This is a genomic window from Streptomyces sp. NPDC055400 (assembly GCF_053644375.1).
The window spans coordinates 275990-301338 of record NZ_JBSHLM010000005.1 but is presented as its reverse complement, the minus strand read 5'-3'; the positions used below and the strand labels follow the sequence as shown (position 1 = coordinate 301338).

General features: G+C 71.7%; 23 protein-coding genes and 1 pseudogene. 10 read left to right on the top strand and 14 right to left on the bottom strand.

Annotated features, from left to right (window positions below):
• Positions 1 to 92: 92 nt before the first annotated feature.
• On the top strand, positions 93 to 1748 hold the full coding sequence (locus ACWIGU_RS15515; protein ID WP_454401089.1) for an amidohydrolase: 1656 nt from the start codon (positions 93 to 95) through the stop codon (positions 1746 to 1748).
• A 46-nt stretch (positions 1749 to 1794) separates the two neighbouring features.
• A complete protein-coding gene (locus ACWIGU_RS15510; RefSeq protein WP_454401087.1) occupies positions 1795 to 3138 on the top strand; it encodes an MFS transporter in 1344 nt (447 codons plus the stop codon).
• Positions 3139 to 3247: 109 nt separating this feature from the next.
• Here the strand turns inward: ACWIGU_RS15510 and ACWIGU_RS15505 are convergent, their stop codons facing one another.
• The 5 genes from ACWIGU_RS15505 to ACWIGU_RS15485 form a co-directional block, all read right to left on the bottom strand.
• Positions 3248 to 4543, bottom strand: coding sequence for an MFS transporter (locus ACWIGU_RS15505; protein WP_454401085.1), 1296 nt, complete (start codon positions 4541 to 4543; stop codon positions 3248 to 3250).
• A 200-nt stretch (positions 4544 to 4743) separates the two neighbouring features.
• The gene (locus tag ACWIGU_RS15500; RefSeq protein WP_454401083.1) at positions 4744 to 6501 is read right to left on the bottom strand and encodes a sulfatase; all 1758 of its coding nucleotides are present in this window, start codon (positions 6499 to 6501) and stop codon (positions 4744 to 4746) included.
• Positions 6498 to 7103 carry a PadR family transcriptional regulator gene (locus ACWIGU_RS15495; RefSeq protein WP_454401081.1) on the bottom strand — a complete coding sequence of 202 codons (606 nt, stop codon included), beginning with the start codon at positions 7101 to 7103 and terminating at the stop codon, positions 6498 to 6500. The genes ACWIGU_RS15500 and ACWIGU_RS15495 overlap by 4 nt, the downstream gene beginning before the upstream one ends.
• A gap of 137 nt (positions 7104 to 7240) precedes the next feature.
• The gene (locus tag ACWIGU_RS15490) at positions 7241 to 7696 is read right to left on the bottom strand and encodes a cyclic nucleotide-binding domain-containing protein (protein ID WP_454401079.1); all 456 of its coding nucleotides are present in this window, start codon (positions 7694 to 7696) and stop codon (positions 7241 to 7243) included.
• Positions 7697 to 8246: 550 nt separating this feature from the next.
• Positions 8247 to 9308 carry a cation diffusion facilitator family transporter gene (locus tag ACWIGU_RS15485; protein WP_454401077.1) on the bottom strand — a complete coding sequence of 354 codons (1062 nt, stop codon included), beginning with the start codon at positions 9306 to 9308 and terminating at the stop codon, positions 8247 to 8249.
• 106 nt (positions 9309 to 9414) lie between these two features.
• Between ACWIGU_RS15485 and ACWIGU_RS15480 the strand changes: the two genes are divergently transcribed.
• Positions 9415 to 9759: an ArsR/SmtB family transcription factor gene (locus tag ACWIGU_RS15480; RefSeq protein ID WP_454401076.1), complete on the top strand. Its 345-nt coding sequence runs from the start codon at positions 9415 to 9417 to the stop codon at positions 9757 to 9759.
• 177 nt (positions 9760 to 9936) lie between these two features.
• On the opposite strand, the pseudogene ACWIGU_RS15475 reads toward ACWIGU_RS15480, so the two are convergent.
• The 3 genes and pseudogenes from ACWIGU_RS15475 to ACWIGU_RS15465 all read right to left on the bottom strand — a co-directional run.
• A pseudogene (locus ACWIGU_RS15475) lies at positions 9937 to 10329 on the bottom strand (hypothetical protein); the annotation flags it as partial.
• Between the two features lie 206 nt (positions 10330 to 10535).
• The gene (locus ACWIGU_RS15470) at positions 10536 to 11051 is read right to left on the bottom strand and encodes a GNAT family N-acetyltransferase (RefSeq protein WP_454401074.1); all 516 of its coding nucleotides are present in this window, start codon (positions 11049 to 11051) and stop codon (positions 10536 to 10538) included.
• 35 nt (positions 11052 to 11086) lie between these two features.
• Positions 11087 to 11716, bottom strand: a complete 630-nt coding sequence (locus ACWIGU_RS15465) for an alpha-ketoglutarate-dependent dioxygenase AlkB (protein ID WP_454401072.1) — start codon at positions 11714 to 11716, stop codon at positions 11087 to 11089.
• Positions 11717 to 11796: 80 nt separating this feature from the next.
• On the opposite strand from ACWIGU_RS15465, the gene ACWIGU_RS15460 reads away from it, so the two are divergent.
• Positions 11797 to 12456 (top strand): TOPRIM nucleotidyl transferase/hydrolase domain-containing protein, encoded by a 660-nt coding sequence (locus ACWIGU_RS15460; RefSeq protein ID WP_454401070.1) that lies wholly within the window; start codon positions 11797 to 11799, stop codon positions 12454 to 12456.
• Between the two features lie 71 nt (positions 12457 to 12527).
• Here the strand turns inward: ACWIGU_RS15460 and ACWIGU_RS15455 are convergent, their stop codons facing one another.
• Positions 12528 to 13967, bottom strand: coding sequence for a vWA domain-containing protein (locus ACWIGU_RS15455; RefSeq protein ID WP_454401068.1), 1440 nt, complete (start codon positions 13965 to 13967; stop codon positions 12528 to 12530).
• Positions 13964 to 14833, bottom strand: coding sequence for an AAA family ATPase (locus tag ACWIGU_RS15450; protein WP_356278060.1), 870 nt, complete (start codon positions 14831 to 14833; stop codon positions 13964 to 13966). Before ACWIGU_RS15450 ends, ACWIGU_RS15455 begins: the two co-directional genes overlap by 4 nt.
• Before the next feature lie 209 nt (positions 14834 to 15042).
• On the opposite strand from ACWIGU_RS15450, the gene ACWIGU_RS15445 reads away from it, so the two are divergent.
• The 3 genes from ACWIGU_RS15445 (at position 15043) to ACWIGU_RS15435 (ending at position 17261) form a co-directional block, all read left to right on the top strand.
• A complete protein-coding gene (locus ACWIGU_RS15445; protein ID WP_454401066.1) occupies positions 15043 to 15540 on the top strand; it encodes a winged helix-turn-helix transcriptional regulator in 498 nt (165 codons plus the stop codon).
• Between the two features lie 126 nt (positions 15541 to 15666).
• On the top strand, positions 15667 to 16203 hold the full coding sequence (locus ACWIGU_RS15440) for an SRPBCC family protein (protein ID WP_454401064.1): 537 nt from the start codon (positions 15667 to 15669) through the stop codon (positions 16201 to 16203).
• On the top strand, positions 16203 to 17261 hold the full coding sequence (locus ACWIGU_RS15435; RefSeq protein WP_454401062.1) for an LLM class flavin-dependent oxidoreductase: 1059 nt from the start codon (positions 16203 to 16205) through the stop codon (positions 17259 to 17261). Before ACWIGU_RS15440 ends, ACWIGU_RS15435 begins: the two co-directional genes overlap by 1 nt.
• A gap of 141 nt (positions 17262 to 17402) precedes the next feature.
• On the opposite strand, the gene rocD is transcribed toward ACWIGU_RS15435, so the two are convergent.
• The 4 genes from rocD to ACWIGU_RS15415 form a co-directional block, all read right to left on the bottom strand.
• Positions 17403 to 18626 (bottom strand): ornithine--oxo-acid transaminase, encoded by a 1224-nt coding sequence (rocD, locus tag ACWIGU_RS15430; RefSeq protein WP_454401060.1) that lies wholly within the window; start codon positions 18624 to 18626, stop codon positions 17403 to 17405.
• On the bottom strand, positions 18623 to 19429 hold the full coding sequence (gene ddaH, locus ACWIGU_RS15425) for a dimethylargininase (RefSeq protein ID WP_454401058.1): 807 nt from the start codon (positions 19427 to 19429) through the stop codon (positions 18623 to 18625). Before ddaH ends, rocD begins: the two co-directional genes overlap by 4 nt.
• Positions 19430 to 19556: 127 nt before the next feature.
• Entirely contained in the window at positions 19557 to 20060 is a 504-nt protein-coding gene (locus ACWIGU_RS15420; protein ID WP_326772081.1) for an Lrp/AsnC family transcriptional regulator, read from the bottom strand.
• Entirely contained in the window at positions 20057 to 21256 is a 1200-nt protein-coding gene (locus ACWIGU_RS15415; RefSeq protein ID WP_454401055.1) for a PucR family transcriptional regulator, read from the bottom strand. The genes ACWIGU_RS15420 and ACWIGU_RS15415 overlap by 4 nt, the downstream gene beginning before the upstream one ends.
• 129 nt (positions 21257 to 21385) lie before the next feature.
• Here ACWIGU_RS15415 and ureA point away from each other — a divergent pair, with 129 nt between their 5' ends.
• Genes ureA through ACWIGU_RS15400 form a run of 3 tightly spaced genes read left to right on the top strand, consistent with a single transcriptional unit; the run spans position 21386 to position 25327 of the window.
• The gene (ureA, locus tag ACWIGU_RS15410; protein WP_454401053.1) at positions 21386 to 21973 is read left to right on the top strand and encodes an urease subunit gamma; all 588 of its coding nucleotides are present in this window, start codon (positions 21386 to 21388) and stop codon (positions 21971 to 21973) included.
• Entirely contained in the window at positions 21970 to 23655 is a 1686-nt protein-coding gene (locus tag ACWIGU_RS15405; RefSeq protein WP_454401051.1) for an urease subunit alpha, read from the top strand. The genes ureA and ACWIGU_RS15405 overlap by 4 nt, the downstream gene beginning before the upstream one ends.
• 16 nt (positions 23656 to 23671) lie before the next feature.
• Entirely contained in the window at positions 23672 to 25327 is a 1656-nt protein-coding gene (locus ACWIGU_RS15400) for an amidohydrolase (RefSeq protein ID WP_454401049.1), read from the top strand.
• Positions 25328 to 25349 lie beyond the last annotated feature (22 nt).

Below are 25349 nucleotides of genomic sequence, written 5' to 3'. Positions count from 1 at the left end.
CTGCTTATCGTCCATGCGAACGAATCATTCGCCGCGCCGGTCTGTGCGCGGCCTCCCTCATGGTCGTCCCACGGTCGAAAGCAGGCCCCTTCATGCACCACCCCCTCGATGACGCCGACCGCACGCTCCTGGTGACCGGCGCGGCGGTCGCCGCCGCCGGAAGCCCCGTACGCGCCGAGGCGCTCGCCGTACGCGGCGGCCGCGTCGTCCACGTCGGCACCGCCGACGAGGCACGCGCCGCGCTCGGCGGCCGCATCGACGAGCACCTCGAACTCGACGGCGGCCTCGTCCACCCCGGCTTCGTCGACGCCCACTGCCACCCCGTGATGTACGGACAGGCCCTGGCCTGGGTCGACTGCCGGCCCGAACGCGTCCCCGACATCGAGACCCTCGTCGCCGTCCTCACCGACGCCGCCCGCGAACTCCCCGCCGGAGTCCCGGTGCGCGGCTTCGGGTACGAGCACCGCAGGCTCGCCGAACGCCGCCACCCCACCTGCCACGACCTCGACCGCGTCGCCACCGACCGCGAGGTGTACGTCATGAACGCCTCCGGCCACGGCGGCGTCGTCAACTCCCGCACCCTGCGGACCTGCGGCGTCACCGCGGGCACCCCCGACCCTGAGGGCGGCAGCATCGGCCGTCTGTCCTCCGGTGAACCCGACGGACAGCTGTGGGACGCGGCCTGCGACCTGCTCACCGGACCCGGAGGCGTGAAGATCGGCAACCACGGACCGAACTTCCACCTCTCCGAACCCGACGCGATCATGGCCGACCACCTCCTGCGCGCCCAGGAGGTCTTCCTCGCCGCCGGCGTCACCACTGTCGGCGATGCCCAGGCCTCACGTCGCGAGACGGAGACCTATCTGAGGGCCCGTCAGGACGGCTCACTGCGGCTGCGCGTCTCCGCCTACCTCACGTCCGCGCTCCTCGACACCGCGCTCGACCTGGGCGTCGTGAACGGCTTCGGCGACGACCACTTCCGCGTCCAGGGCGTGAAGTTCTACGCCGACGGCACACTCGGCGGCTGGACCGCGTACTTCCCCGACGGATACGCGGCGGACTGCTGCCACCACGGGCAGCTGTACCACTCGGCCGAGGAGTACGCCGGGCTTCTCGGCCGCGCCCACCGCGCGGGCCTGCAGACCGCCACCCACGCCCAGTCCCCGTTCGCCATCGGCATGGTGCTCGACGCCGTCGAGAAGGCGCAGGCCGACCGCGAGCGGCCCGGCATCCGTCACCGCATCGAGCACTCCGGTCTGCCTACCGACGAACAGATCGTCCGCATGGGCGAGTTGGGCGTCGTACCCGTCATGCAGCCCCAGCACCACCTTCGCACCGGCGACGGCACGCTCACTGCCGTCGGCGACCTCGGCCACCGCTACAACCCGGCGGGCACCTGCCTCGCCGCGGGCGTGCCCGTCGTCTTCAGCTCCGACGCGCCCGTCGCACCGCCCGCCCCCCTCGAGGCGATCTCCGCGGCGGCCACCCGGCGCACCGTACTCGGCACCGTCCTCGGCGACGCCGCGCTGCGCATGCCCGTCGCGGACGGCCTGCACGCGCACACCGCGGCGGCGGCCAGTGCCCTGCACCGCGAACACGCGGTCGGCGCCCTGGCCCCCGGCATGCTCGCCGACTTCGTGGTCCTCGACAGCGACCCGCTCACCGCGGACCCGGCCGAACTGGCCTCCATCGGCGTGCGCGAGACCTGGATCGGCGGCGCCCGCGCCTGGGCCGCCCCCGGCCGCTGACCCTCCGCCCCTCCCCTTCCCCGCCTCTCCTGTCCCCGGAGGCTTCATGCCGACACAGCCCGCCGCCACCCGACAGAGCCCGTACAGAGCCGCCTTCGCGGCCCTCGCCGGCACCTCCATCGAGTGGTACGACTTCTATGCCTTCGCCACCGCTGCGGCGATCGTCTTCGACGACGTGTTCTTCCCGCCGGACATGTCGCCCTACCTCAAGACCCTCTCGGCGTTCGCGACCTTCGCCGTCGGCTTCCTGCTGCGCCCGCTCGGCGGCATCGTCTTCGGCCACATAGGCGACCGCGTCGGCCGGAAGAAGACCCTCGTCATCACGCTCATGATGATGGGCGTCGCGTCGTTCGCGATCGGCCTGCTCCCCACCTACTCCCAGGTCGGCGCGCTGGCCCCGGTCCTGCTCATCACGCTGCGACTCATCCAGGGCATCGCGATCGGCGGAGAGTGGGGAGGCGCCGTACTGATCGCGGTGGAGAACGCCCCGCCCGGCAAGGCCGCGTTCTTCGGCTCCTTCGCCCAACTCGGCTCGTCCGTCGGCGCGTTGCTGTCGACCGGCGCCTTCAGTCTCATGAACCTCTTCGGCAATGACGCGTTCATGAGCTGGGGCTGGCGCGTGCCGTTCCTGGCGTCCGCGGTCCTGGTGATCGTCGGCCTCGTCGTACGGGTGAAGCTCGAGGAGTCGCCCGTCATGTCCGAGGTGCACGACGAGCACGCCGCCGCCGAACAGAAGCTGCCCGTCGTGGAGGTCTTCCAGAAGGCGTGGCGCACGGTCCTCATCGGCGTCTTCGCCCTGGCCACCGCGACCGGCGGCTACTACGTCGTGACCAGCTTCCTGCTCTCGTACGGCACAGGTGACCTCCACCTTTCCGAGTCCATGCTCCTCAACGGCCTCACCCTGGCAGCCTTCCTGGAACTCCTGGTCACGCCGTGGCTGTCCTGGCTGGCGGACCGGATCGGCCCGCACAAGGTCGTCATCGCGGGCCTGGCCGGCGTGATCGTCCTGTCGATCCCGCAGTTCATGGCCCTCGGCACCGGCAGCGTCGCCCTGATCTGGCTGATGATGCTGGCGATGCGCCTGGTGATGTCCGCGCTGTACGGGCCCATCGCCTCGATCCTCGCGGAGGGCTTCGCCCCGCACGTCCGTTACACCGGCATCTCGCTGTCCTACCAGATCTGCAACATGGTCTTCGGCGGCCTCGCGCCGCTCGCGGCGGTCTCCCTCGCCGCGGCCGCGGGCGGCCACTACTGGCCGACGGCGCTCATGCTCATGGCCATCTCGGCCGTCGGCATCTGGTGCACGGCCCGGCTCCGGCGCCTGCGGGTGCCGCAGCCGGGAGAGGGTCTGTCCGCGGTGACGGAACCGGAGGTGGCGAGCGGGGTCTGAGCATCGCCAGCCGCTCACCGCGGCCGGGCAGGACCCGTGCACGCCGCGGCGCACCGCGCGCCGGGCGGCACGGATCCGGCCCGGCCGCGGTGCTGTCGCCACACGGACGTCACCCCGTGCCCAGAGCCTGGCTCCTGCGCCGGTCGAGTTCCCTCTGCACCCGTGCCACGTCCTGCGCGTAGGGGCGGTAGAGCAGGGTGAGGACCGCGCCGTTGACGAGCATCAGGACGACGAGGACCCACAGGAACACCGGCCGGAGTCCGACCACGTCGCCCAGGAATCCCGCGCCGAGGCTGAACGCCGCCCAGGCGACCGCCTCGAAGACGGACACGTAGATCGCGAAGGCGGCGGCACGCTGCTCGGGTGGGGTGACCGCCATGACCATGGGCCGGTTGACCGGCGGGTTGATCCCCTGGGCCACGCCCATGAGGCCGAAGAAGACGGCGAACAGGGCGATGCCGTCGTACTCGATCTGCGTGCCGAAGAACGCCGCCACGGCGAACGCGAACTGCGCGCCCTGCAACACCGCGACCAGCCCGTAGCGGGGACTGCGGCGCGCGGCCCAGTCGGCCGCGAAGCCGCCGAGGACGGTGCCCAGGAAGTAGCCGATGCCCATGGGGAGGAGCACCACCGAGGCGACCTGGGTGCTGAAGCCGAACACGTCCACCAGATAGACCACACCGAAGGTGGAGATCAGGAGGTGGCCGGACAACAGCCGCGACACCAGCAGGATGAACAGGCTGCGGACTCTGAACAGCGCCATCGCCTGCGACCAGGTGACCTTGGTGGCGTGGGCCGCGCGGGCCTCCTGGCCCAGGTCGGCGAGCTGCCGCTCCGCGGCGCCCCGGCCGGGGTCGCGGAACCACAGCCAGATCCCGCAGCCGAGCGCGATGTTGAACGCGCCGATGCCCCACAGACCCCAGCGCCAGCCGTCGTCGACGCCGGCCAACTGGCCTTTGAGCGGCCCGATCACCGAACTGACCAGTGCCACGGCGCCGTACACGAGTCCGACGGCGCGGCCTCGTGACGAGCTGTCGAAGAGGTCGCCGACGATCTCGGTGATGACGGGGTGGGCGGCCGCGTAGCCCGCCGCGAGGATCGTGTAGAGCACGAGGAGCTGGGCGAAGTTCTGGGAGAAGCCCGCGGCCACACCCCAGACACCCCACAGGCCCGTCGCGAGGACGAGGACGCCCTTGCGGGACCAGCGCTGTGCGGCCCACACCCAGAACGGGCCAGTGAACACCCCCACGATCTTGCTCGCGGCGGTGAGGACGCCGAGGGCCCCGAGCGAGATGCCGAGCGACTGCCGGATCAGGGGGAAGAGTCCGCTGACGAGGCTCGCCTCGGTGCTGTCGACCAGCAGCGCGCCGCCGAGCAGCGACAACTGCCGTCGGCGCCCGGGCACTGAGGGAGGTCCGATGTCCTTGGTCGTTCTCGCTGGGCCATCGATAAGCTCGGGCATGGCGCCACCCTTTCTTGGCATGGTTCTTCGCTGGAGCGGTGCGGGAGGGAGAGGTGCCTGCCGGTGACGGGGTGGCCGCCCCGTCACCGGCGTACTTTCGGTGGTGCGGCGGCACGGACCTTCGGGCCCGGGCCGCGGTTCGGTCAGAGCGCGGCGAGTTCCTCGGCGACCGTTCGCAGCCGCGGCGCCGGGAAGAGCCCGCCCGCCATGGCGGCGACGTCGATCAGGGGCGTCGGCCCCAGGATCTGCAGGAGTTCCGAGTCGACCACGCCTGGCAGGTGGCGGCGCAGGACCTCCATGGCCACAGGGTCGGAGATCAGAGCCCGGATCGGTGTGCGCAGCGAGAAGCGGCCCTCCGGGTAGTCCTCGGCGCGCGGCAGGGGCTGCGTGGCGACCTCGGCCTGTTCGCGCTGGGCGCGCACCAGCAGGTGTTTCTCGTCGACGGGCCCCACCGCGGGGAGGCCGAGCCGCTCGTACTGGCCGGGCGGTGCCTCGTTCGCCCGCATGAGGTCCACCATCAGACGCGCCATGCGCAGCTCCACCGCGTCGTCGGCGAGCGGGGTGCACTGCTCGGGGTCGGACTCCAGGTCGTAGAGCAGCGTGCCGTGCTGATACGGGTTGAAGAGCGTGCGCCCGGACACGCGCAGCGTGCGGACGCCCTTGGTGAAGCCGAAGGGTTCTGCGAGCTCAAGGTCCGCGAGCTCCTGCGGCGTGAAGCGGCCCCGCATGTGCGTCGGCATCAACGTGTGCTCGTGCAGCGGAGCGTTGTCGGGGGAGACGGGCGCCCTCATGTAGACGTAGCGGCCGTCGGTGACGTTGACGTGCCCGCCGTGCATGCCGAACAGGCCCGCCTCGCGTACGGACGTGTCCGAGAGCGGCGCGCCCTGCATGTCGCCGGGCCGCGGGACGCCGAAGAACTCCAGGAGGGTGGGCGCCAGGTCGATGGTCTGCACGAGGTCCCGGCGCCGCTCGCCCGCCGCGCCGGTCCGGGGATCCCAGGCGAACAGGGGCAGATGGACGAGTTCGTTGTACCAGGGCTGCACGCTCTTGCCCCACCACCCCTTCTCGCCGAGCAGCAGACCGTGGTCCGTGCAGACGACGAGCAACGTGTCGTCCCACAGGGCGAGTTCGTCCATCGTGTCGAGGACCCGCCCGAGGGAGTGGTCGCACATGGACAGCAGCGCCGCGTACTCGTACCGTGCGTGTCCGACCTGGTCGTCCGTCTCCACCACGCGCTTGTAGTCGGGCCAGTCGAAGTGCGGGCCGTCGTAGTCGTGCGGATAGAAGTCCTTGAAGCGCTGGTGGCTGAAGAACGGCTCGTGCGGGTCGAAGGTCTCTATCTGTACGAACCAGTTGTCCGCGTCGTGATTGGTGCGGACGAACTCCAGGCCGGCGTCGAACGTCAGCGTCTGCGGATGACGGTCCTCGGTCGCCATGTGCGGCCGGTTCACCCAGTCCTGCCGGTAGATGCCCCCGAACCGGACCTTCTTGAGGTCCTCGGGCATCTCGGGATCCGCGACCTGCCCCTTCCACGGGTCGCCCTCCTGCCCGCGGAAGAACTCCCAGGTGTTGTACCGGCCGTGATACGTCGCGCCGCCGTCCTCCCAGTAATGGGGGTGGTCGCTGACGAGGTGGGTGTAGACGCCGCTCTGCTTGAGCAGTTCGGGCATGGAATCGTCGAACGGCTCCAGCGGACCCCAGCTGCGGTGCAGGAAGTTGTGCCGCCCCGTGTGGATCTCACGGCGGGCCGGCATGCAGGGCATCGAGCCCGCGTAGCAGTTGTCGTACGTGACGGACCGCTCGGCGAGCCGGGCGAAGTTCGGAGCGTGCGTCCAGTCACCTCCGTACGGCGGCAGCATGCGCCGGTTGAGGCTGTCGTACATCACCATGATCGCCTTCACGCGGCGTCCCCTGTCTGCGTGGGTGTACGGCCTTCGGACCCCGGCCGTCCGGTCTCCAGGCGCCGCAGCATCCCTTCGAGCCAGGCCACCCAGCGGTCGACGGACGCGGCGCCGTAGGCGTGCAGCTCGTCGCTGATCTCGCGCGCCAGGTCCTGGTCCAGCTCGGGCAGCGGGTTCTCGAATCCGATGCGCCGGTCGCGGTCGCGGCTGGCGGCGATCTGGGCGCGCCGATAGGTGAGTTCGGTTCTGATCAGTCTGATCGCCGCGTCCTTGTCGAGCGGGGCGGCGAAGCTGAACCTGGCCAGGAAGTCGGCGTCCTGGAAGCGGCTGGGCGGGTCGTACGGGGAGCGCACCCACTCCATCAGGACATCGCGTCCCCGCGGCGTCAGCCGGTACACCTTCGCGTCCGGCCGGCCCTCGCGCGGATCGACCTCGTACGCCACCCAGCCGTCGTCGACCATACGCCCGAGCAGCCGGTAGATCTGGCTGTGATGGGCGCGCGAACGGAGGAACTGCCCTTCTGTCTCCAGCCACTTGCGCAGGTCGTACCCGCTGAACGGGCGGTACGACAGCAGCGCGAGCAGGACGTACTCGAACTTCACGGCCCTCACCCCTATGTGCACAATCACCTATGTGCAGAGATTCATACCGCCGGGGGTGGGGGCAGTCAACAGATCCGACAGGCGCTTATCGAGGCGTTCACAGTCGGCCTGAGGTACTCAAGGGCGCGGGGCCGCCGTCAGATCGGCTGCGTCCGGTGGATGGAGTACTGCTCCATGAGCTTGGCGCGGGTCGCCCCGAGCCGGTACGCCAGGATCTCGGCGACGGTACGGATCAGGGTCATGCCCAGCGCCGGATCGGTATCGCAGAGGTGGCGCACCGCCTGCGCGTCGAACTCGTAGGCGCGCACGGGGCTGAACGCCTCGGCCCCGAAGTCCCACTTGTGCGGCGGGAACAGCCATGACCAGCCGAGCAGATCACCCGCGCCCAGCGAGGCGACAGTCACCTTCCTGTGCTCGGTGACCTGCTGGTCCAGAGAGACCGCGCCCGAGCGCACGACCCAGAACCGGTCGGCGATGTGGCCCTCCTCGAAGATCCGCTCGTCCTCGTCGAACGACACCTCCTTGGCGAGCGTCATCAGCCGCTCGCGGTGCTCGTGAGGAAGGGCGGTCAGCAGTCGCGTCGCGTTCGTCATGGAACAGGCCTCCTCGCCGAGGTTCCCCACCCTCCATTGGAGCCGCCACCGGCCGATTGGGCACCCCGGGAGCGGCATCGAATTGCAGGGATTACGTGGAGTCATCCAGCGGCTTCGCTGCGACAGCGGCAAGCCACTCGACGACGTTCGTGGCCTCCTGCTCGCGCCTGACGTCCAGGGGCGTCCTGTCGCCGTAGCCGACTCGGCCGGGATCCGCCCCCGTCCGTACAAGTACTGGGCGGTGGCCAGGCGGCCGCCGTGACAGGCGCACCGGAAGGCGTGGGCACCTCTTCCGGCGTCGGCGGTTCCCCGGCGGTCCGCCATGCCCTGACCCGGTCGGTCAGGCCGAGCGGCGCGGCCTCCCCGAACGTGGCGTGGCCGCCGTGCTCCACGAGCCGGAACGCGGCGCGCCACTGCCCGAAGGCGCAGGCGTCGGCGAGGGGTGTGCCGTTGCCGATCACCGCGCCGGGCGCCTCGATGTCCGCGCCGGCCGTCCCCGTCTGCGGTGCCTGTGAGTGCTCTGTCGACCAGGGGCGCAGTACGGCGGCCTTCACGCGGCGTGGTGGGCGAGTGCCGCGTGCGGGTCGGGCGCGCCGGGGGCGGGCGCCGGGTCGGCGTGCACCAGAGCGCCGGTGAGCTTGGGGACGGCGTGCAGCAGGGCGTGCTCCGCGGCGACCGCGACCTCGTGGGCGGCGCGCACGCTGAGGGCGCCGTCGACGACGATGGCCACCTCGGCGCGCAGCCGGTGCCCGATCCAGCGCATCCGCAGCTCGCTGACGGCCAGCACCCCGGGCACGTGCCCCAGGGCGTGCTCGGCGCTCTCCACGACGGCCGGGTCGACGGCGTCCATCACCCGCCGGAAGACCTCACGGCAGGCGTCGCGCAGCACGAGAAGGATGGCGGCGGTGATGGCCAGCCCCACGATGGGGTCGGCGAGCCGCCAGCCGACGGCGGCGCCGCCCGCCCCGATGAGAACGGCGAGCGAGGTGAACCCGTCCGTCCGCGCGTGCAGTCCGTCGGCGACCAGCGCCGCGGAGCCGATGTCACGGCCGACGCGGATGCGGTAGCGGGCGACCCATTCGTTGCCGAGGAACCCGATGACGGCGGCGGCGGCCACGGCCGGCAGATACGTGATGTCGCGTGGGTTGACGAGCCGGTCGACGGCCGTCCACGCGGCGAACGCTGCGGAGGCGGCGATGGTCAGGACGATGACGAGCCCGGCGATGTCCTCGGCGCGCCCGTATCCGTAGGTGAAGCGGCGGTTGGCCGCCCGCCGGCCCAGGACGAAGGCGACGCCGAGCGGCAGCGCGGTGAGGGCGTCCGCCGCGTTGTGGACCGTGTCGCCGAGCAGCGCGACCGAACCCGAGAGCACGACGACGACCGCCTGGGCCGCCGCGGTCACGCCCAGAACGGCCAGCGAGATCCACAGGGCGCGCAGGCCCCGGGCCGAGGCCTCGAGTGCCCGGTCGGTCTTGTCGGCGGTCTCGTGGGAGTGGGGGGTGAGGACGTGCGCGAGCCGGTGCCGCCACCGGGCCGCTGCTGACGCGGGGCCGTGCTCGTGGCCGTGGTGATGCGTGCCGTCGTGGGGTGCGTGTCCGTGCTGAGGGCTCAAGGGTCGGGCCTTCCTGGACCGGGGCGGAGGGCGAAGGCCGCGGGAATCGGGGCCGAGGTGGACACCGGAAGGCGTCCCGTTCCATTATGTGCGTATGAGCGCACGCATGCACCTATCACCTGCGCACGGTGCGCACCCGCAAGACCCGAGCGGCGAGCAACTGGCATACGCCGCTGATCTCCTCGGCCTCCTCGCCGACCGCACACGTCTCGTACTGCTGCACACGCTCGGCAAGGGAGAGGCGGACGTCACGACGCTCACCGAGGCGTGCGGCGCGGCCCGCCCCGCCGTCAGCCAGCACCTGGCGAAACTCCGTCTCGCGGGCCTGGTGACGGTCCGCAAGGAAGGGCGCCGCATGATCTATGCGCTGCTCGACGGGCATCTGCGACGCCTGGTGAGCGAGGCGCTGAATCTCGCGGACCATCACCTCGGCCGCCACCCCGTTCCGTAAGGGCGCGAGGGCGCGGTTCGGGCTCCTAAGGTCCTCGGCATGACGGATCGCGACGGCTTCCGGCATTCATTCGCAGTGCATCGGGCTTCAGGCCGGTGGTGAGGCGAGTCTGGTGGTTGCGGCACGGAGCGTCGCGGCGTCTTTCTGGCGGAGCCGATCCGATCGGGCGATCCGATCCGCCGTCTCCGAGGCTCCGTGGTGGTGATTGGAGGAGGCGGTGCCGGGGGCCACGTGCGTCTGGCCCGTCCAGATGCGCTCGGAGCCGACCGCGCTCCCGCTGATCGCCGCGAACCGCCGCATGCCACCGGTCTGGGCGGTGTCGCCGTCCAGTTCGCCCGCGCGGATGTGGTGGAGCCGGGCGCGCAGCGGCAGGGGCCCGTCATGGTCCGGAAGGTCGGGGTGAACGCGTCGCGCTCGGGTGAGTCGCCGGCGTGTGAAGGTGGGGCCGTGGCAGTCCTGCTCGTCGTGGGCGGGCCGTCGGCGGTGGCCCGGCGTGGGATGCGGCGGGCGCGCGCCGGTGTGGTGGGAGTCGAAGGCGACGGAGACAAGGTTGCTCGCGGCTCGCTCGATGCCGAGCCGTGAAGGCTCAAGATCCACGGCCGACCGTAGAGAGCCGGTCGAACGGATGTCAAGGTTTCTCCGTTGCCGTCGCTTCGGGTCCTGACCTCCGACGGAGTCGCGTCCGGCGGAGGCTCGGCCAGGGTGATGGGTGGATCGACCCGGAAGCTCGTGCGGCTTTCCGATGCACCGTCAGAAGCTCGCGGGATGCCGGGAGTTCATGGTGTCGAGGGAGCCAGGTATACGCGCATCCGGGCGAGCCGGCCGTCGGCGGTTGTCCAGTCGGCGGTGGCCGTGCCGACGTAGCGCCAGCCCGCGCGCTCGTAGAGCCCGATGGCGGCGCTCGCGGCCGTCTCGACCTCCAGAACCGGTGTCTGTCCGCGCGCGGCGCCGGCCTCGATCGCCCGGGCGAGCAGCAGCGCGGCCACCCCGCGCCGCCGGGCGCCGGTGCTGACGAAGAGCCGTGCCACGGCCACCAGGCGCTGCTCGGGCAGTCCCGCGGCCGAGGCCAGGTCAGGTCCCGGCGGAGTGAGGGCCATGTGCCCGACGACGTCGGCACCTGCCACGACGACCCAGGCGTCGGTCATGCCGTGCGGGGTCAGCCAGCCCGCCGGATCCGCGGGCCAGTCCACCGGATAGCGGTCGGCCGCCTGGACCCCGGAGAGCGCCGCGACGCAGTGGGGCAGGTCGGCGTCGGCGCGTGGGCGCACCGTGAGTTCGTTCGTGTCCGTCACGCCATGGATCCTGGCATCCGTGCCGCGTCGCGGGATCACTGCACCCCGTGCGGGCGGAACTGGATGCTGATCCGTCCGCCCGCGGCCCGCGTCGTCTTCGGGATGGCGTGCTCCCACGTCCGCTGGCAGGAGCCGCCCATCACGATCAGGTCGCCGTGGCCCAGCGGCCGGCGGACCACGTTGCCGCCGCCGCGGGGGCGGAGCAACAGGTCGCGCGGCGCGCCCACGGACAGGATGGCGACCATCGTGTCCTCGCGGGCGCCGCGCCCGATGCGGTCGCCGTGCCAGGCGACGCTGTCGCGCCCGTCGCGGTAGTGGCACAGCCCGGCCGTCGTGAAGGGCTCGCCGAGCTCGGCCGCGTAGTGCGCGGACAGTGTCTGCCGCGCCTCGTCGAGCACGGGGTGCGGGAGGGGCTCGCCCGCGCCGTAGAAGGCGAGCAGGCGCGGCACGTCCACGACCCGCTCGTACATCTGCCGCCGCTCGGCCTTCCACGGCACGTCATTCGCCAGCCGCTCGAACAGGGCGTCGGCGCCGCTCAGCCAGCCCGGCAGCAGGTCGATCCAGGCGCCGTCGCCGAGCACGGTCCTGCGGACCCCGTCCAGTGGCCGCAGTCGCACGTCGTCGCTCTGGTCGAACAGGGACCCCTGGAGTTGGTGCGTTGCCATGTGGACAGCGTACTCCTTGATTCGAACGTATGCGCTAATTGGCTGGACGCGGACACCCTGGGGCCTGCGAAACTGGGCGTGTGGACGAGATGAGACGGTTCCGTCGGGCGGCCGGAGCGTGGGCGGCACGCGGGGGTGACGGCGGGTCCGCCGCGGACGCGGCCCGCGACCTGGCCGTCACGGCCGGTGTGCGCAAGGTCGTCCTGGTCGAGGGGGAGAGCGACCTGGTGGCCGTCGAGGCGCTCGCCCGGCGGCGGGGACGCAGGCTCGACGAGGAGGGTGTCGCGGTGCTGCCGCTCGGCGGCGCGATGAGCATCGGCAGGTTCCTCGCCGTGTGCGGTCCGGACGGGCTCGATGTCACTGTCGCCGGGCTGTGCGACGCGGGGGAGGAGCACTACTTCCGCAGCGTTCTGGAGCGGACCGGCCCGCGCCCCCACCTCACCCACGCGGACATGGAGGAGCTCGGCTTCTACGTGTGCGTCGCGGACCTGGAGGACGAGCTGATCCGCGGCCTCGGTGCGGACACCGTGCAGCAAGTCCTGGACGTGGAGGGCGACTTGAGGTCCTTTCGGACCTTCCAGAAGCAGCCGGCGCAGCGCGACCGGGGCGTGGAGCGGCAGTTGCGCCGGTTCATGGGGACGCACAGCGGCCGCAAGGCGCAGTACGCGCGCTCACTCGTGGAGCGGCTCGACCTCGACCGGGTACCGCGCCCGCTGGACCGGCTCCTCGCGCATCTTTGACGCCGGTACGCGCGTCAGACCGTCCCGGCGCGCACAACCGACCCGTCCGACCCCGCCACCGCGAACAGCGCTCAGACCGGCAGCAGCCGCGCGATCAGCGCGCTCAGCTGCTGGGCGTTCCGGCACTCATGCATCTCGACGATCTCCGCATACGTGTCGGCCGCCGAGTCGCCGGTGTCCCACAGCGAGCGCCGTTCGGGGTTGAGCCAGTACACCTTGCGGGCGCGCGCGGCGACGTCCCGCAGCGCCCCCGTGTTGGGGTCGCTCATGTTCGTACGGGCGTCGCCCAGGACGAACACGGTGCTGCGCGGGCCGACCGCGTCCGTGTACCGCTCGGCGAACTCGCCCAGCGAGGTGCCGTAGTCACTGCTCCCGTGCCAGCCGGTCACGGCCGCCGCCGACAGGATGCGGGTACTGAGTCCCTCCGGCCCCGCCGTGTCGCGGCCGATGAGGTCGGTCACCTCGTCGACGCGGTTGACGAAGGCGAACACGCGCACTTTGCTGAACTGGTCGTGCAGCGCCTGCACCAGCAGCATGGTGAAGTTGGCGAAGCCCGCGACGGAGCCCGACACGTCACACAGCAGGACGAGTTCGGGGCGCGCGGGACGGCGGCGACGCAGCACGGGCCGCATCGGTACGCCACCCGTCGACAGAGAGCCACGGAGCGTCCGGCGCAGGTCGATCCGTCCGCGCGCGGCACGGCGTCTGCGGGCGGCGAGACGGGTGGCCAGTTTGCGGGCCAGCGGCTGAACCGCCCTGCGCAGCTCGTCGAGCTGGGCGCGGCCCGCGATGAGAAAGTCGACACGGTCGGCGGTCGGGGCGATGGCGCGGCGGGCGATCTCGTCGGTGCCCCGACGCTCGGCGACCCGGCGCCGCGCCTCCGTGCCCACGCGCCCGCGGAACGCCTGGATGCGGCGGCGGATCTCATCCGCGTGGAGCCGGTCGGTGAACTCGTCGTCGCCGGTGGCCCCGGCCCGGATCCCGGCGAGGATCCGGGCGAGCAGGGTCTCCGGGCGCAGCCGGGCGAGTGTCTGGTACGAGGACCAGCCGTCCGAACGGCCCGGCGGACCCGAGCCGGACCCGCCCGAGCCGCCCGCACCGTTCGCGATGCCGTAGCCGCCCAGGCCGTCCACCGCTTCGGCCGCCAACTGGTCAAGCATCTCCTGGTCGTTGGCGGCCAGCGCGGCGGCCAGTCGCTCGCGCAGGTCGGCCGTGTCGGACTGCTGCCACGTTTTCGAGTCGCTCGGTTCGTGCCGTGTGTCCTGCGGGGCGCCGACGCTCCGGGGAAAGTACAGATCGAAGACGGGGTCGAAGACGGCCCGCTGCCCCTCGCTGTGCAGCAGCGCCGCCGCCAGGCCCTCCCGCAGGTGCTCGCGGTCGGTCAGGCCGAGCGCCTCGATGGCGAGCCCGGCGTCCACGGTCTCGCCGGTGCCGATGCGCACCCCGTGCGAGCGCAGTGCCTGCACGAGCGCGGTGAGCCGCTCCGGGACACCGGCCGCCGTCGCGCTCACACGGCGTCCAGATCCAGCTTGGCCGCCGCCTTCAGCACGTCCTCCTGGTGCTTGAGGACGACGCCGAGCGTGTCGCGTACGACCTCCTCGTCGAGGGTTCCTGCGCCGAGGGCGAGGAGCGTGCGCGCCCAGTCGATGGTCTCCGCGACCGACGGCACCTTCCGCAGGTCCATCGCGCGCAGCGCCCCGACCACCCGCACCACGGCCTGCGCCAGCGCCTCGTCGAGCCCCGGCACCTTGAGCCGTACGATCCGCCGCTCCAACTCCTCCTCGGGAAAGCCGATATGGAGGAACAGGCAGCGGCGGCGCAGCGCCTCGGACAGCTCGCGGCTCGCATTGGAGGTGAGGACGGTGAACGGGCGGCGCGTCGCGCTGATCGTGCCCAGCTCGGGCACCGTCACCTGGAAGTCGCTGAGCACCTCCAGAAGCAGGCCCTCCACCTCGACGTCGGCCTTGTCGGTCTCGTCGATGAGCAGCACCTTCGGGTCGCTGCCGCGGATCGCCGTCAGGAGCGGGCGCGGAAGCAGGAACTCCTCGCTGAAGATGTCCGTGCGGGTCTCGTCCCAGGACTCGTCGCGGCCCGCCGTGATACGCAGGAGCTGCTTGGCGTGATTCCACTCGTACAGGGCGCGCGACTCGTCCACGCCCTCGTAGCACTGGAGCCGGACGAGGGTGGCGCCGGCGACCTCGGCGACCGCCTTGGCCAGTTCGGTCTTGCCGACGCCCGCGGGGCCCTCGACGAGAAGCGGCTTGCCGAGGCGGTCGGCGAGGAAGACGGTGGTGGCCACCGCGGGGGACGCCAGGTAGCCCGTCGCGGCGAGCCGCGCGGACACATCGTCGACGGACGTGAAGTACCCGGTCGTCATGCGTGAACCCCCTCCTCGTGCGGCGCCGCGCGCCGGCTGATCTGCGGCTACTGGATCAGTTCCGCGAGGGGCTCCACAACAGGGACGCGCTGTTTGCGTCGTAGGTCACGTGCCACAGCCGTACGGAACGCCCGAACCGGCCGGCTGCCGGCGTGTCCTCGGGGCCCGAACTGCTGGGTCTCGTTCCGAGACCCTCGTATGCTGGCGGCATGAGGCGGACCTCCTTTGCCAACTGGCCCTGCTCCATCGCGCGCACCATGGACCTGCTCGGCGACTGGTGGACGCCGCTCGTCCTGCGTGAGGCGTTCTACGGGATCAAGCGGTTCGACGTGTTCCAGGAGGAGCTCGGCATCGCGCGCAACACCCTGGCCGACCGCCTCCGGCGCCTCGTCGACGAGGGGCTCATGGAGAAGCGCGCCTATCAGCACGAGCCCGTCCGCTACGACTACGTCCTCACGGACATGGGACGCGACTTCTTCGGCGTGCTCGCCGCCATGAACAGGTGGGGCGACCGCTGGCTCGCGGAGGAGGCCGGACCGCCCGTCGTGTTCCACCACGACCGGTGCGGCCACGAAGGCCATGCCGAGGTCGTGTGCAGCGAGTGCAAGGAGCCGATGACGGCCGAGAACACGCGGCCCCGTCTCGGCCCGGGCTATCCGCCCCGGCTGGCCGAACGCCCTGACATCAAGGCGCGATTCGCCGGCTGACCTTCCGTGGCCCCGCCCCTGTCCCACCCTCTTGACGAGTGAGTCTATCTACGCAACTCTCATGGTCAGGGCCGCTCTCTAGGACCCCGCACAGTGAACTTCCCGCAGACGGAGAGGCAACCGGCAATGGAGTGGACGGGCGCGCGCTACGCCGACAAACCGACGGTCGAGGTCCGTAGAAGGGTCCTGGCGTCGCCGGAGCGGGTGTGGGAGTTCGTCTCCGACATCAACCTGATGCCCACGCTCAGCGCCGAACTCCAGTCGGTCGACTGGCTGGACGGGGCGGTGGGCCCCACGCTCGGCGCGCGGTTCGCCGGACGCAGCAAGCACGAGTCGCTGGGGGAGTGGCAGACCACCTCGTACGTCGTCCGGTGCGAGGCGCCCCGCGTGTTCGCCTGGGCAGTCGAGGACCCCGAACATCCGAGCTCCCTGTGGAAGTTCACCCTGACACCGCTCGACGGCGGCGGCACCGAGCTTGCCCAGTGGATGCAGCTGGGCCCCGGCCGCTCCGGGCTCTCGTACGCGATCGACCGGATGCCGGAGAAGGAGGAGAAGATCGTGTTCGTGCGGCTGCGGGAGTTCGAGCGGAGCATCACCGCCACGCTCGACGCGATCAAGGACCTGGCCGAGGGCGGCCCCGCTCCGGAAGGGCGGGGCGAGTGATGCGTACATCCACGACGATCGAGGCCTCGGGCGGCAGTTGGCGCGAGACGGTCGACTTCGTGACCGAGGCCGAACGGCTCGGGATGGACATCTGCTGGGTGGCCGAGGCATGGGGCTCGGAGGCGCCCTCGCCGCTCGGATATCTGGCGGCGCGCACGGAGAGGATGCTGCTCGGCTCCGGGATCATCCAGCTGGCGACCCGCACCCCGGCCGCGATCGCCCGCGCGGCGATCACCCTCTCCAACATCTCCGAAGGCCGCTTCCTGCTCGGACTCGGCCCGTCGGGACCGCAGGTGATCGAAGGGCTGCACGGGGTCCCCTTCGCGCGGCCTCTGACCCGTATGCGCGAGACCGTCGAGATCGTCCGGCAGGCGGTGGCGGGAGAGAAACTCTCCTATGAGGGGCGGGAGTTCACCCTCCCGCTGCCGGGGGGCGAGGCGAAGCCGATGCGCCTGTCGATGCGCGCCGAGCACGACCTGCCCATCTATCTGGCCACCCTCTCGCCCAAGATGCTGCGGCTCACGGGCGAGGTCGCGGACGGCTGGCTCGGCACGAGCTTCGTGCCGGAAGGCGCGCAGGAGGCCTACTTCGACCATCTGGACGCCGGGCTCGCCGCGGCCGGCCGCAAGCGGTCCGACCTGGACATCTGCCAGGGCGCCGAGGTGGCGTTCGCGGACGACGAGGACGCGCTGCGCGCGATGGTCGCGGGCCGCAAGAAGGAACTGGCCTTCAGCCTGGGCGGCATGGGATCCGCGACCACGAACTACTACAACAACGCCTACAGCAGGCAGGGCTGGGCCGACACGGCGGCCGAGGTCCGCACGCGGTGGCAGGCCGGCGACCGGGACGGCGCGGCGGAACTGATCACCGACGACATGGTCCTGGCCACCACCCTCATCGGCACCGAGCCCATGGTCCGCCAACGCCTGCGGGTCTGGAGCGCCGCGGGCGTCGACACGGTCCGCCTCTACCCGGCCGGCGACACCCTGGATGCCCGTCTGACCACCCTGGGCAGGGCGCTGGATCTCGTACGGGACGTGGGGCGCGAGGGGCGCTAGGTCCTCTCGGTCGGATCAGGCCGGGCTCGCGGGGTCTGGTGCGTGCTCCCCCGAGCAGAGCGGTCCTTCCGGCGCTGGGCCCGAGGTCACGGCCCTGGCCACCGCTGCCGGTGGCCAGGGCCGTACACCGAGCGTGCCCGACTAGCCGAGCACCCTCCCCAGCGCCGCGAGCGCCGACTCGAGTTCCTCGCGGGTGATGGTCAGGGGCGGGGCCAGGCGGATCGTCGAACCGTGGGTGTCCTTGACCAGCACGCCCTCGTCCAGGAGGAGTTCGCTGATCCGGCGGCCCGTGCCGATGGCCGGGTCGATGTCGACGCCCGCCCAGAGACCGCGGGCCCGGAAGGCCTTGACCCCCTTACCGGTCAGGGCCTCGAGCCCGGCGCGCAGCACCTCGCCCAGATCCGCCGCCCGGCGCTGGAACTCGCCGGTGGCGAGCAGGTCGACGACGGCGGAGCCGACCGCCGCGGAGAGCGGGTTCCCGCCGAACGTGGAACCGTGCTCACCCGGCCGCAGCACCCCCAGGACGTCCCGCCCCGCGACGACCGCCGACACCGGCACGATGCCGCCGCCGAGCGCCTTGCCGAGGAGCAGCATGTCGGGGCGTACGGCCTCGTGGTCGACGGCGAGCGTGCGGCCCGTGCGGCCGAGCCCCGACTGGATCTCGTCGGCGATGAACAGGCAGCCGGCCCGCCGCGTCAGATCGCGTACCCCGGTGAGATAGCCGTCGTCCGGGATGACCACCCCGGCCTCGCCCTGGATGGGTTCGAGCAGGACGGCGGCCGTCGTCTCGTCGATGGCCGCTTCGAGCGCCGCCAGGTCGTTGTACGGGACCACGCGGAAGCCCGGCGTGAACGGTCCGAACCCGGCGCGGGCCGACTCGTCCGTGGAGAAGCTGACGATCGTGGTCGTGCGGCCGTGGAAGTTGCCGTCGGCCACGACGATCGTCGCCCGGTCCGCGGGAACGCCCTTGACCTCGTACGCCCACTTGCGGGCGACCTTGACGGCGCTCTCCACGGCCTCGGCGCCCGTGTTCATCGGAAGCACCATGTCGAGCCCGGTCAGCTCCGCGAGGCCCTCGGCGAAGCCGGCCAGCCGGTCGTTGTGGAAGGCGCGCGACGTCAGCGTGAGCTGGTCGAGCTGACGGTGGGCGGCCTCGATCAGGGCGGGGTGGCGGTGGCCGAAGTTGAGGGCCGAGTAACCCGCGAGGAGGTCGAGGTAGCGGCGGCCCTCGACGTCCTCGACCCAGGTGCCCTCGGCGCGGGCGACGACGACGGGAAGGGGGTGGTAGTTGTGCGCGAGCACCGGCGTCTCGGCGCTGATGAGCTCGGCGGAGGAACGCGGGGCCTGGACGGGGGCGACGGTCATGAACGGATCTCCTGGGTGCAGCACTTGATGCCCCCGCCGGCCTTGTGGAACTCGGAGAGGTCGACGGGGACGGGGACGTATCCGCGGTGGGTGAGCTGTTCGATGAGGCCGGTGGCCCGCGGGGCGACGAAGACATGGCGGCCGTCGGAGACCGAGTTGAGGCCGAAGGCCATCGCGTCGTCGCGGGTGGCGAGCACCGCGCCTGGGAAGAGCCGCGCGAGCACCTCGCGGCTCCCGGCCGAGAACGCCTCCGGGTAGTACGCGACGGTGCCGCCGGGATCGTCGGGGTCGTCGAGGGCGAACAGCGCGGTGTCCAGGTGGTAGAAGTACGGGTCGACCAGGCGCAGGCCGATGACCGGTACGCCGAAGAACTCCTGCGCCTCGTCGTGCGCGGCACGCGTCGTACGGAATCCGCTGCCCGCGAGAAGGTAGCGGCCCGCCGGGACGAGGTCGCCCTCGCCCTCGCAGACCGACTCCGGGCGGTGGACGTCGTAGCCCGCCGCCTTGAACCACGTCTCGTACTCCGCGGACTCGGGTCGGCGTTGCTCCGCATGGAAGTGGGAGCCGAGGACGCGGCCGGCCACGACGAGCGCCGAGTTCGCGGCGAACACCATGTCGGGCAGGCCCGGGACGGGCGGCACGGTTTCCACCGTGTGTCCGTGCGCGCGGTAGGTCTCGATGAGGTTCTGCCATTGCGCGATGGCGAGCGCGGTGTCGACCCGCACGTCGTCACGCATCCACGGGTTGATGGCGTACTGAACGTCGAAATATCGAGGCTCGCACACCAGATAGCGCCTGGGCACAGACGGGTACCTCCGCTTCCGGCGAAGACAACGATCAGAGGGTGTCTCCACGGTAGGAAGCGGCAGTCGCGCTCGACAAGTGTATTTGGCTGCGTGTGCCCGCAGTAATGCTGCGCAGATGGGGAGGTCAGCGCTGGTTTGCTGCGTCGTCCGGGGCGGGCTCGCGGGCGCCGGCCTCCGCGCTGTCCGGCAGCAGATGGGAAAGGACCATGTAGCTGATCGTCTTGCGGATGAACGGCTCGGCCCTGATGCGTTCGAGCACCTCTTCGAAATGGCCGACGTCCGTGGCCCTGACGTGCAGCAACGCGTCGGCGCCGCCCGTCACGGTCATCGCGGAGGTGATCTCCGGATGGTTGCGCACGACTTCGGCGAGCCGGCGAGGCGGCGCCGCGCCGTCGCAGTACACCTCGACGAACGCCTCGGTGCTCCAGCCGAGCGCGGCCGGCCGGACCGTGGCGGTGTAGCCGGTGATGACGTCGTTCTCCCGCAGCCGGTCGGCGCGCCGCTTGACCGCGGTGGCGGACAGGCCGATGGCCGCGCCGATCTCCGCGAAACTCGTCCTGGCGTTGGCGATCAGGGCGGCGACGATCTTGCGGTCGAGGTCGTCGAACGCGACGTGCTTGCTGTTCATGGCCGGTGGTCCTTCTCGTGCTGGTCACGGGCGCGCAGGGCGAGGGCCACCAGGGCGGCGTCCTCGGGGCGCCGCACATCGCGGCCGGTCAGCCCGGCGAACCGGTTGATGCGCTGCTGGATCGTGTTGCGATGGCAGTACAGGGCGGCCGCGGTGTCCGCGACGGACCCGGTCCCGGCCAGGTGCGACCGTACGGTATCGAGCAGGCGCCTCGCCTCGACGGCGGGCACCGCTTCCGCGTGCAGCCCGCTGAGGACGTCGTCGGCGAGATCCCGCCCGAAGCCCTCGGCGCGCTGCACCAGGACATCGAGCCAGCTGTCCTCGAGCCGCCGTGGACCCGGGGCGTTCGCGGGCAGGACGCGCGCCGTGGCCGTCGCGAGGACCACCGCACGCGGCACTGAGGCAAGGCCCGCCGCCGCGGAGGCGACCCCGCACGGCGTGTCCTGAAGCAGCGCGAGTACCGACTCCGCCGTGGTGCGCCGGCCCAGTTGCACGGCGAGCACCAGATCCGACGCGACCTCCTGCAACTGGACGGGAGCCTCGGCCGTGCGCAGCGCCGCCGCGGTCCTGCGCAGCCCGGCCCCGTGCTGTGGCGGCGCCACCGCGCACAGGAACCGGTCGTCGGCCTGGAAGCCGAGGGCGAGCGCCGCGTCCCGCACCACCGTCGGGTTGCGGCCCTCGCTGTCCAGGAGCCGGGCGAACCACATGCGCCGCTCGTCCGCCGCGCGGCGCCCCATGTCCAAAATGGTGCGCTGATACGCCGTCATGATCCCGGTGACGTGCTTCTCCACGGCCTCCCACACGTGGTACGCGGACGTCACCAGCTCGGCCTTGTCCTCCTCGCCCGCCTTGTCGACCAGAGCGGCCCAGACGACGCGGAAGTCGAGGCGTGCCGCCGCGAGGAGGGAGTCCAGAGGGACACCCTGACGGGCGCGCCTCTCCCCGATCTCTTCGGAGACCGTGGCGATGTGCTCGGGCAGGGGCAGGCAGGCGACCTTGCGCAGCAGGTACTCGAACGCCTGCCAGGCCGTGGCGCGGAAGTCCTCCTCCGAGACGCGGTCCACGTAGGAGGCACGGACCGGCCGTACGCACTCCACCCACAGGCCGACGAGGCTGTCGATGTCCTCGAGGCAGCGCCGGGCCAGCTCGGTGACGCGGGGATCAGGAGGCGGGAAGAGGACGGGATCACTGTTCATGTGCACAATCCTGGCCGTTCCATCGGCGCCATATCAACGTTGGCTTCGCGCCGGACCCCGTGAATTCTTGGAGTGTCCGGCAGGCCGTGGCCGGAATTCCACTGCAGGGAGGGCCGGGTAGCTGTGCATGTGACCCCTCGAGAGCTGGAGCGGATCCAGCTGTTCACCGTGGCGGAACTGGCGCGCCGCCGCAGGGCGCGCGGGCGCCGGCTGAACGCGCCGGAGGCGATCGCCCTGATCTGCGACGAGGTTCTCGAAGCCGCCTGGGACGGCCTGAGCCTCGACGAAGTGATCGCGGCGGGCCGCAAGGTCCTCACCGAGGACGACGTCATGGACGGGGTGCCGCAGATGGTCACCACGATCCAGGTCGAGGCCCTGTTCCCGAGCGGTACGTCCTTGGTGGCGATCGACCACCCGATCCCCACCACGGGCGGGAGCGGCGAACCCGGCCCGGGAGCCGTCCGCACCGCACCCGACCCGGTCCTGATCAACACCGGCAGGCCCCGCTCGCGGCTGACCGTCCGCAACAACGGCGACCGCACCGTCTACCTGTCCTCGCACTACCCGCTCGCCGAGGCGAACGCGGCCCTGGAGCTCGACCGCGAGGCCGCCGCGGGCATGCGGCTCGACATCCCGGCGGGCACCGCTCTGTCCTTCGGACCCGGCGCCGTACGAGAAGTCGACGTGGTGACGGCACGCCATGAGGAGGCGTCATGACGCAGGTCGACCGCCGCACGTACAACGCTCTCTACGGGCCCACGACCGGCGACCGGATCCGGCTCGGCGACACCTGCTTGTGGGTCGAGGTGGAACAGGACGACGGCACACCGGGCGACGAACTGCTCGGCGGCTGCGGCAAGACGGTACGCGACGGACTGCTCGCATCTCCGCGCTCCGAGCGGGACTCCGCGCTCGACATGGTGGTCGCCGGAGTGGTCCTGATGGACCCGGTGCTGGGCGTCCGCAAGACCGACATCGGCATCAAGGACGGCCGGATCGTCGCCGTCGGCGGCGTCGGCAACCCGGATGTCATGGACGTCGACTTCGCCATCGACTCCCACACCTCGGTCATCCCGGGCGAGGGCCTGATCGCCACCCCGGGCATCGTGGACAGCCACGTCCACCTCTCCTCGCCCGAGGTGGCTCCCGCAGCGCTGTCCGCCGGAGTCACCACGCTCGTCGGCATGGGCCTCGGCGGAGTGTGGGAGATCGGCTGCAACCCGGCGCACAACCTGCACACCCTGATGGCGTCCTGGCGCGGCACCCCGCTCAACATCGGCTTCCTCGCCCGCGGTTCCTCCACCTCACGCGCCCTGCTCGACGAATCCGTACTCGCGGGCGCCGGCGGCTTCAAGATCCATGAGGACTTCGGCGCCACCCCGCGCATCATCGAGACGTGCCTGGGCGCCGCGGAACAGGCGGACCTGCCCGTCGCCATGCACACCGACTCCATGAACGAGTCCGGCTATCTGCGCGACACCATCGGCGCCACCCGCGGCCGTACCGTGCACGCCTACCACGTAGAGGGCGGCGGCGGTCACCCCGACCTCCTGGAGATCCTCTCCGAACCCAACGTGCTTCCCTCGTCGACCACCCCGACGGTTCCGTACACCGCCAACACCGTCGGCGAGCTGTTCCCGATGACGATGACGGTCCACCGGCAGAACCACCACTCGCCCAGCGACATCGAGATCTCCAAGGGCCGCATCCGAGGCCACGCCATCGCCGCCGAGAACGCCCTGCACGACCTGGGCGCGATCAGCATCGTCAACTCCGACTCCATGGGCATGGGCCGGATGGCCGAGACCGTGCGCAGGACCTGGCAGCTCGCCCATGTGCAGGCCCTCGCGAACGGCGCCGGGGGGGTAGAACACGCCGCCAACGCACGGGCGTTGCGCTATCTGGCGAAGATCACCCTGAACCCGGCGATCGCGCACGGCCTGGCCCACGAGGTCGGCTCCCTCCAGCCGGGCCGCATGGCCGACCTCGTCCTGTGGCACCCCGCGTGGTTCGGCACCAAGCCCGAACTCGTCGTCAAGGGCGGCTTCGTGGCCTGGGGCAACACCGGATCGGGCTCCGGCTCCACCCGCCTGACCCAGCCCCGCACTTACCGCCCCTACTTCGGCGCACTCGGCGACGCCCCCGCGCGCCTTTCCCGGATCTTCGTCGCGCAGGCCGCCCTGGAGGACCGGGCCGCCCGCGCCGCGCTGCCGCAAGGCCTGCAGTACGCGCCGATCGCCGGGGCACGCGGCCTGACCCGGGCCGACATGCTGCACAACACCGCCACGCCACGCGTCCACGTGCCGCGCGAGCCCGCTCCCGTCCTGGTCGACGACGTCCCCACCGGAACCGGCGCCGTCACCGAACTGCCCCTCGCCCAACTGCACCACTTCGCCTGAGGGACGGACCCACCCCATGCTTCTCGATCTGCTGGTGCGCAACGCGCGCATCCTCACCCTCGACGACGACCGGCCCACCGCCCGCACCCTGGGCGTCCTGCACGGCAGGATCGCGGGACTCGACGAGGACGTCGAAGCCCTGCCCGCGCGCCGCGTCCTCGACGCGGGCGGCGCCACCCTCGTCCCCGGCTTCAACGACGCCCACTGTCACACCGCGTGGTTCGGCCTCACCCTCGCCCAGCTCGACCTGTCCAAGGCCCGGTCGGTGGACGAGGTGTACGCCGCCGTCGCCGGCCACGCGGAAGGAACGCCGCCGGACGCGTGGGTGATCGGCGCCGGACTCGACCACCACAAACTCGGCGGCGTCCAGCCGCACCGCGACGCCCTCGACCGCGCTGCGGGCGGCCGCCCGGTGTGGCTCAAGCACACCTCCGGGCACGCCTGCATCGTCAACTCGCCTGTCCTGGGGGAGGCCGGAGCGCTCGCCGACGGGTTCGCCGACCCCACCGGCGGCGTCGTCGCCCGGGACGCGGACGGCCGGCCCAACGGACTCCTCGAAGAGACCGCGCAGCAGCTCGTGCAACGCCAGGTGCTGCCGTACCCCGTGGCCGCCCTCGCCGACGCCATCGGCGCCGCCACCCGGCACTACCTCGCCGAGGGCATCACCAGCTTCACCGAAGCGGGCATCGGCGGCGGCTGGATCGGGCACAGCCCGGTGGAGCTCGCCGCCTATCAACTCGCTTGTGACAGCGGCCAGTTGCACACCCGTGCCCAGGTGATGGCCGCCTCCGACGTGCTGCACCCGCTCACCGCTCACGCCGACGACGCCATCACCCTCGGCCTCGACCTCGGCATGCGCACCGGGTTCGGCGACGACCGGCTCTCGCTGGGACCCGTAAAGATCTTCCTCGACGGCTCGCTGCTCGGCCGCACCGCCGCCGTCACCGACCCGTTCTGCGGCTGCCCCCACGACACCTCCGCCACCGGATACTTCCAGGGCGACCCCGAGGCAATGGCCGACACCGTGGTGGCCGCGCACCGGGCCGGCTGGACCGTCGCCGCCCACGCCATCGGCGACCGGGCCGTCGACCTCGCACTCGACACCTTCGCCCGAGCCCAACGGGCTCACCCACGCCCCGAGGCGCGCCACCGGATCGAGCACGCCGGAGTCGTCCGCCCCGACCAGCTCGCCCGCTTCGCCGAGCTGCGCGCCGTCCCCGTGCCGCAGCACAACTTCCTGTACGCCTTCGGAGACGCCATGGCGGCAGCGCTCGGGCCGCGGCGCACCCCGTGGTCGTACCGGCTGCGTTCCCTGCTCGACCTGGGCATCGTCGTGCCCGGCAGCTCCGACCGGCCGGTCGCTCCCGGCGCCCCACTGCCCGCGATGCAGTCCATGGTGGAGCGCCTCACCGAGACCGGCACGCCCTATGGCGCGGACGAGAGCGTCACGGCACTCGCCGCGCTGCGTGCCTGGACCGTCGGTTCCGCGCACGCCACCGGTTACGGCGACCGCAAGGGCGTCCTCCGCCCCGGTCACCTGGCCGACTTCACCGTCCTGGACGCCGACCCCACCCGCGTCTCGCCGGACCGCATCGGCGCGATCCGGATCCTGGCCACCTCCGTCGGCGGGACCGTCGCCCACGACCCGCTCGGCATGACCGCCTCCACCTGAGGCGCCCTCCCCGCTCCACCGT

Excerpts from the sequence above, each read along its gene's own strand:
- ACWIGU_RS15515 (WP_454401089.1), top strand. The coding sequence starts at position 93 with ATGCACCACCCCCTCGATGACGCCGACCGCACGCTCCTGGTGACCGGC.
- ACWIGU_RS15510 (WP_454401087.1), top strand. The coding sequence starts at position 1,795 with ATGCCGACACAGCCCGCCGCCACCCGACAGAGCCCGTACAGAGCCGCC.
- ACWIGU_RS15490 (WP_454401079.1), bottom strand. The coding sequence starts at position 7,696 with ATGACGAACGCGACGCGACTGCTGACCGCCCTTCCTCACGAGCACCGC.
- ACWIGU_RS15480 (WP_454401076.1), top strand. The coding sequence starts at position 9,415 with ATGCACCTATCACCTGCGCACGGTGCGCACCCGCAAGACCCGAGCGGC.
- ACWIGU_RS15465 (WP_454401072.1), bottom strand. The coding sequence starts at position 11,716 with ATGGCAACGCACCAACTCCAGGGGTCCCTGTTCGACCAGAGCGACGAC.
- ACWIGU_RS15450 (WP_356278060.1), bottom strand. The coding sequence starts at position 14,833 with ATGACGACCGGGTACTTCACGTCCGTCGACGATGTGTCCGCGCGGCTC.
- ACWIGU_RS15445 (WP_454401066.1), top strand. The coding sequence starts at position 15,043 with ATGAGGCGGACCTCCTTTGCCAACTGGCCCTGCTCCATCGCGCGCACC.
- ACWIGU_RS15440 (WP_454401064.1), top strand. The coding sequence starts at position 15,667 with ATGGAGTGGACGGGCGCGCGCTACGCCGACAAACCGACGGTCGAGGTC.
- ACWIGU_RS15435 (WP_454401062.1), top strand. The coding sequence starts at position 16,203 with ATGCGTACATCCACGACGATCGAGGCCTCGGGCGGCAGTTGGCGCGAG.
- rocD (WP_454401060.1), bottom strand. The coding sequence starts at position 18,626 with ATGACCGTCGCCCCCGTCCAGGCCCCGCGTTCCTCCGCCGAGCTCATC.
- ACWIGU_RS15420 (WP_326772081.1), bottom strand. The coding sequence starts at position 20,060 with ATGAACAGCAAGCACGTCGCGTTCGACGACCTCGACCGCAAGATCGTC.
- ACWIGU_RS15415 (WP_454401055.1), bottom strand. The coding sequence starts at position 21,256 with ATGAACAGTGATCCCGTCCTCTTCCCGCCTCCTGATCCCCGCGTCACC.
- ACWIGU_RS15405 (WP_454401051.1), top strand. The coding sequence starts at position 21,970 with ATGACGCAGGTCGACCGCCGCACGTACAACGCTCTCTACGGGCCCACG.
- ACWIGU_RS15400 (WP_454401049.1), top strand. The coding sequence starts at position 23,672 with ATGCTTCTCGATCTGCTGGTGCGCAACGCGCGCATCCTCACCCTCGAC.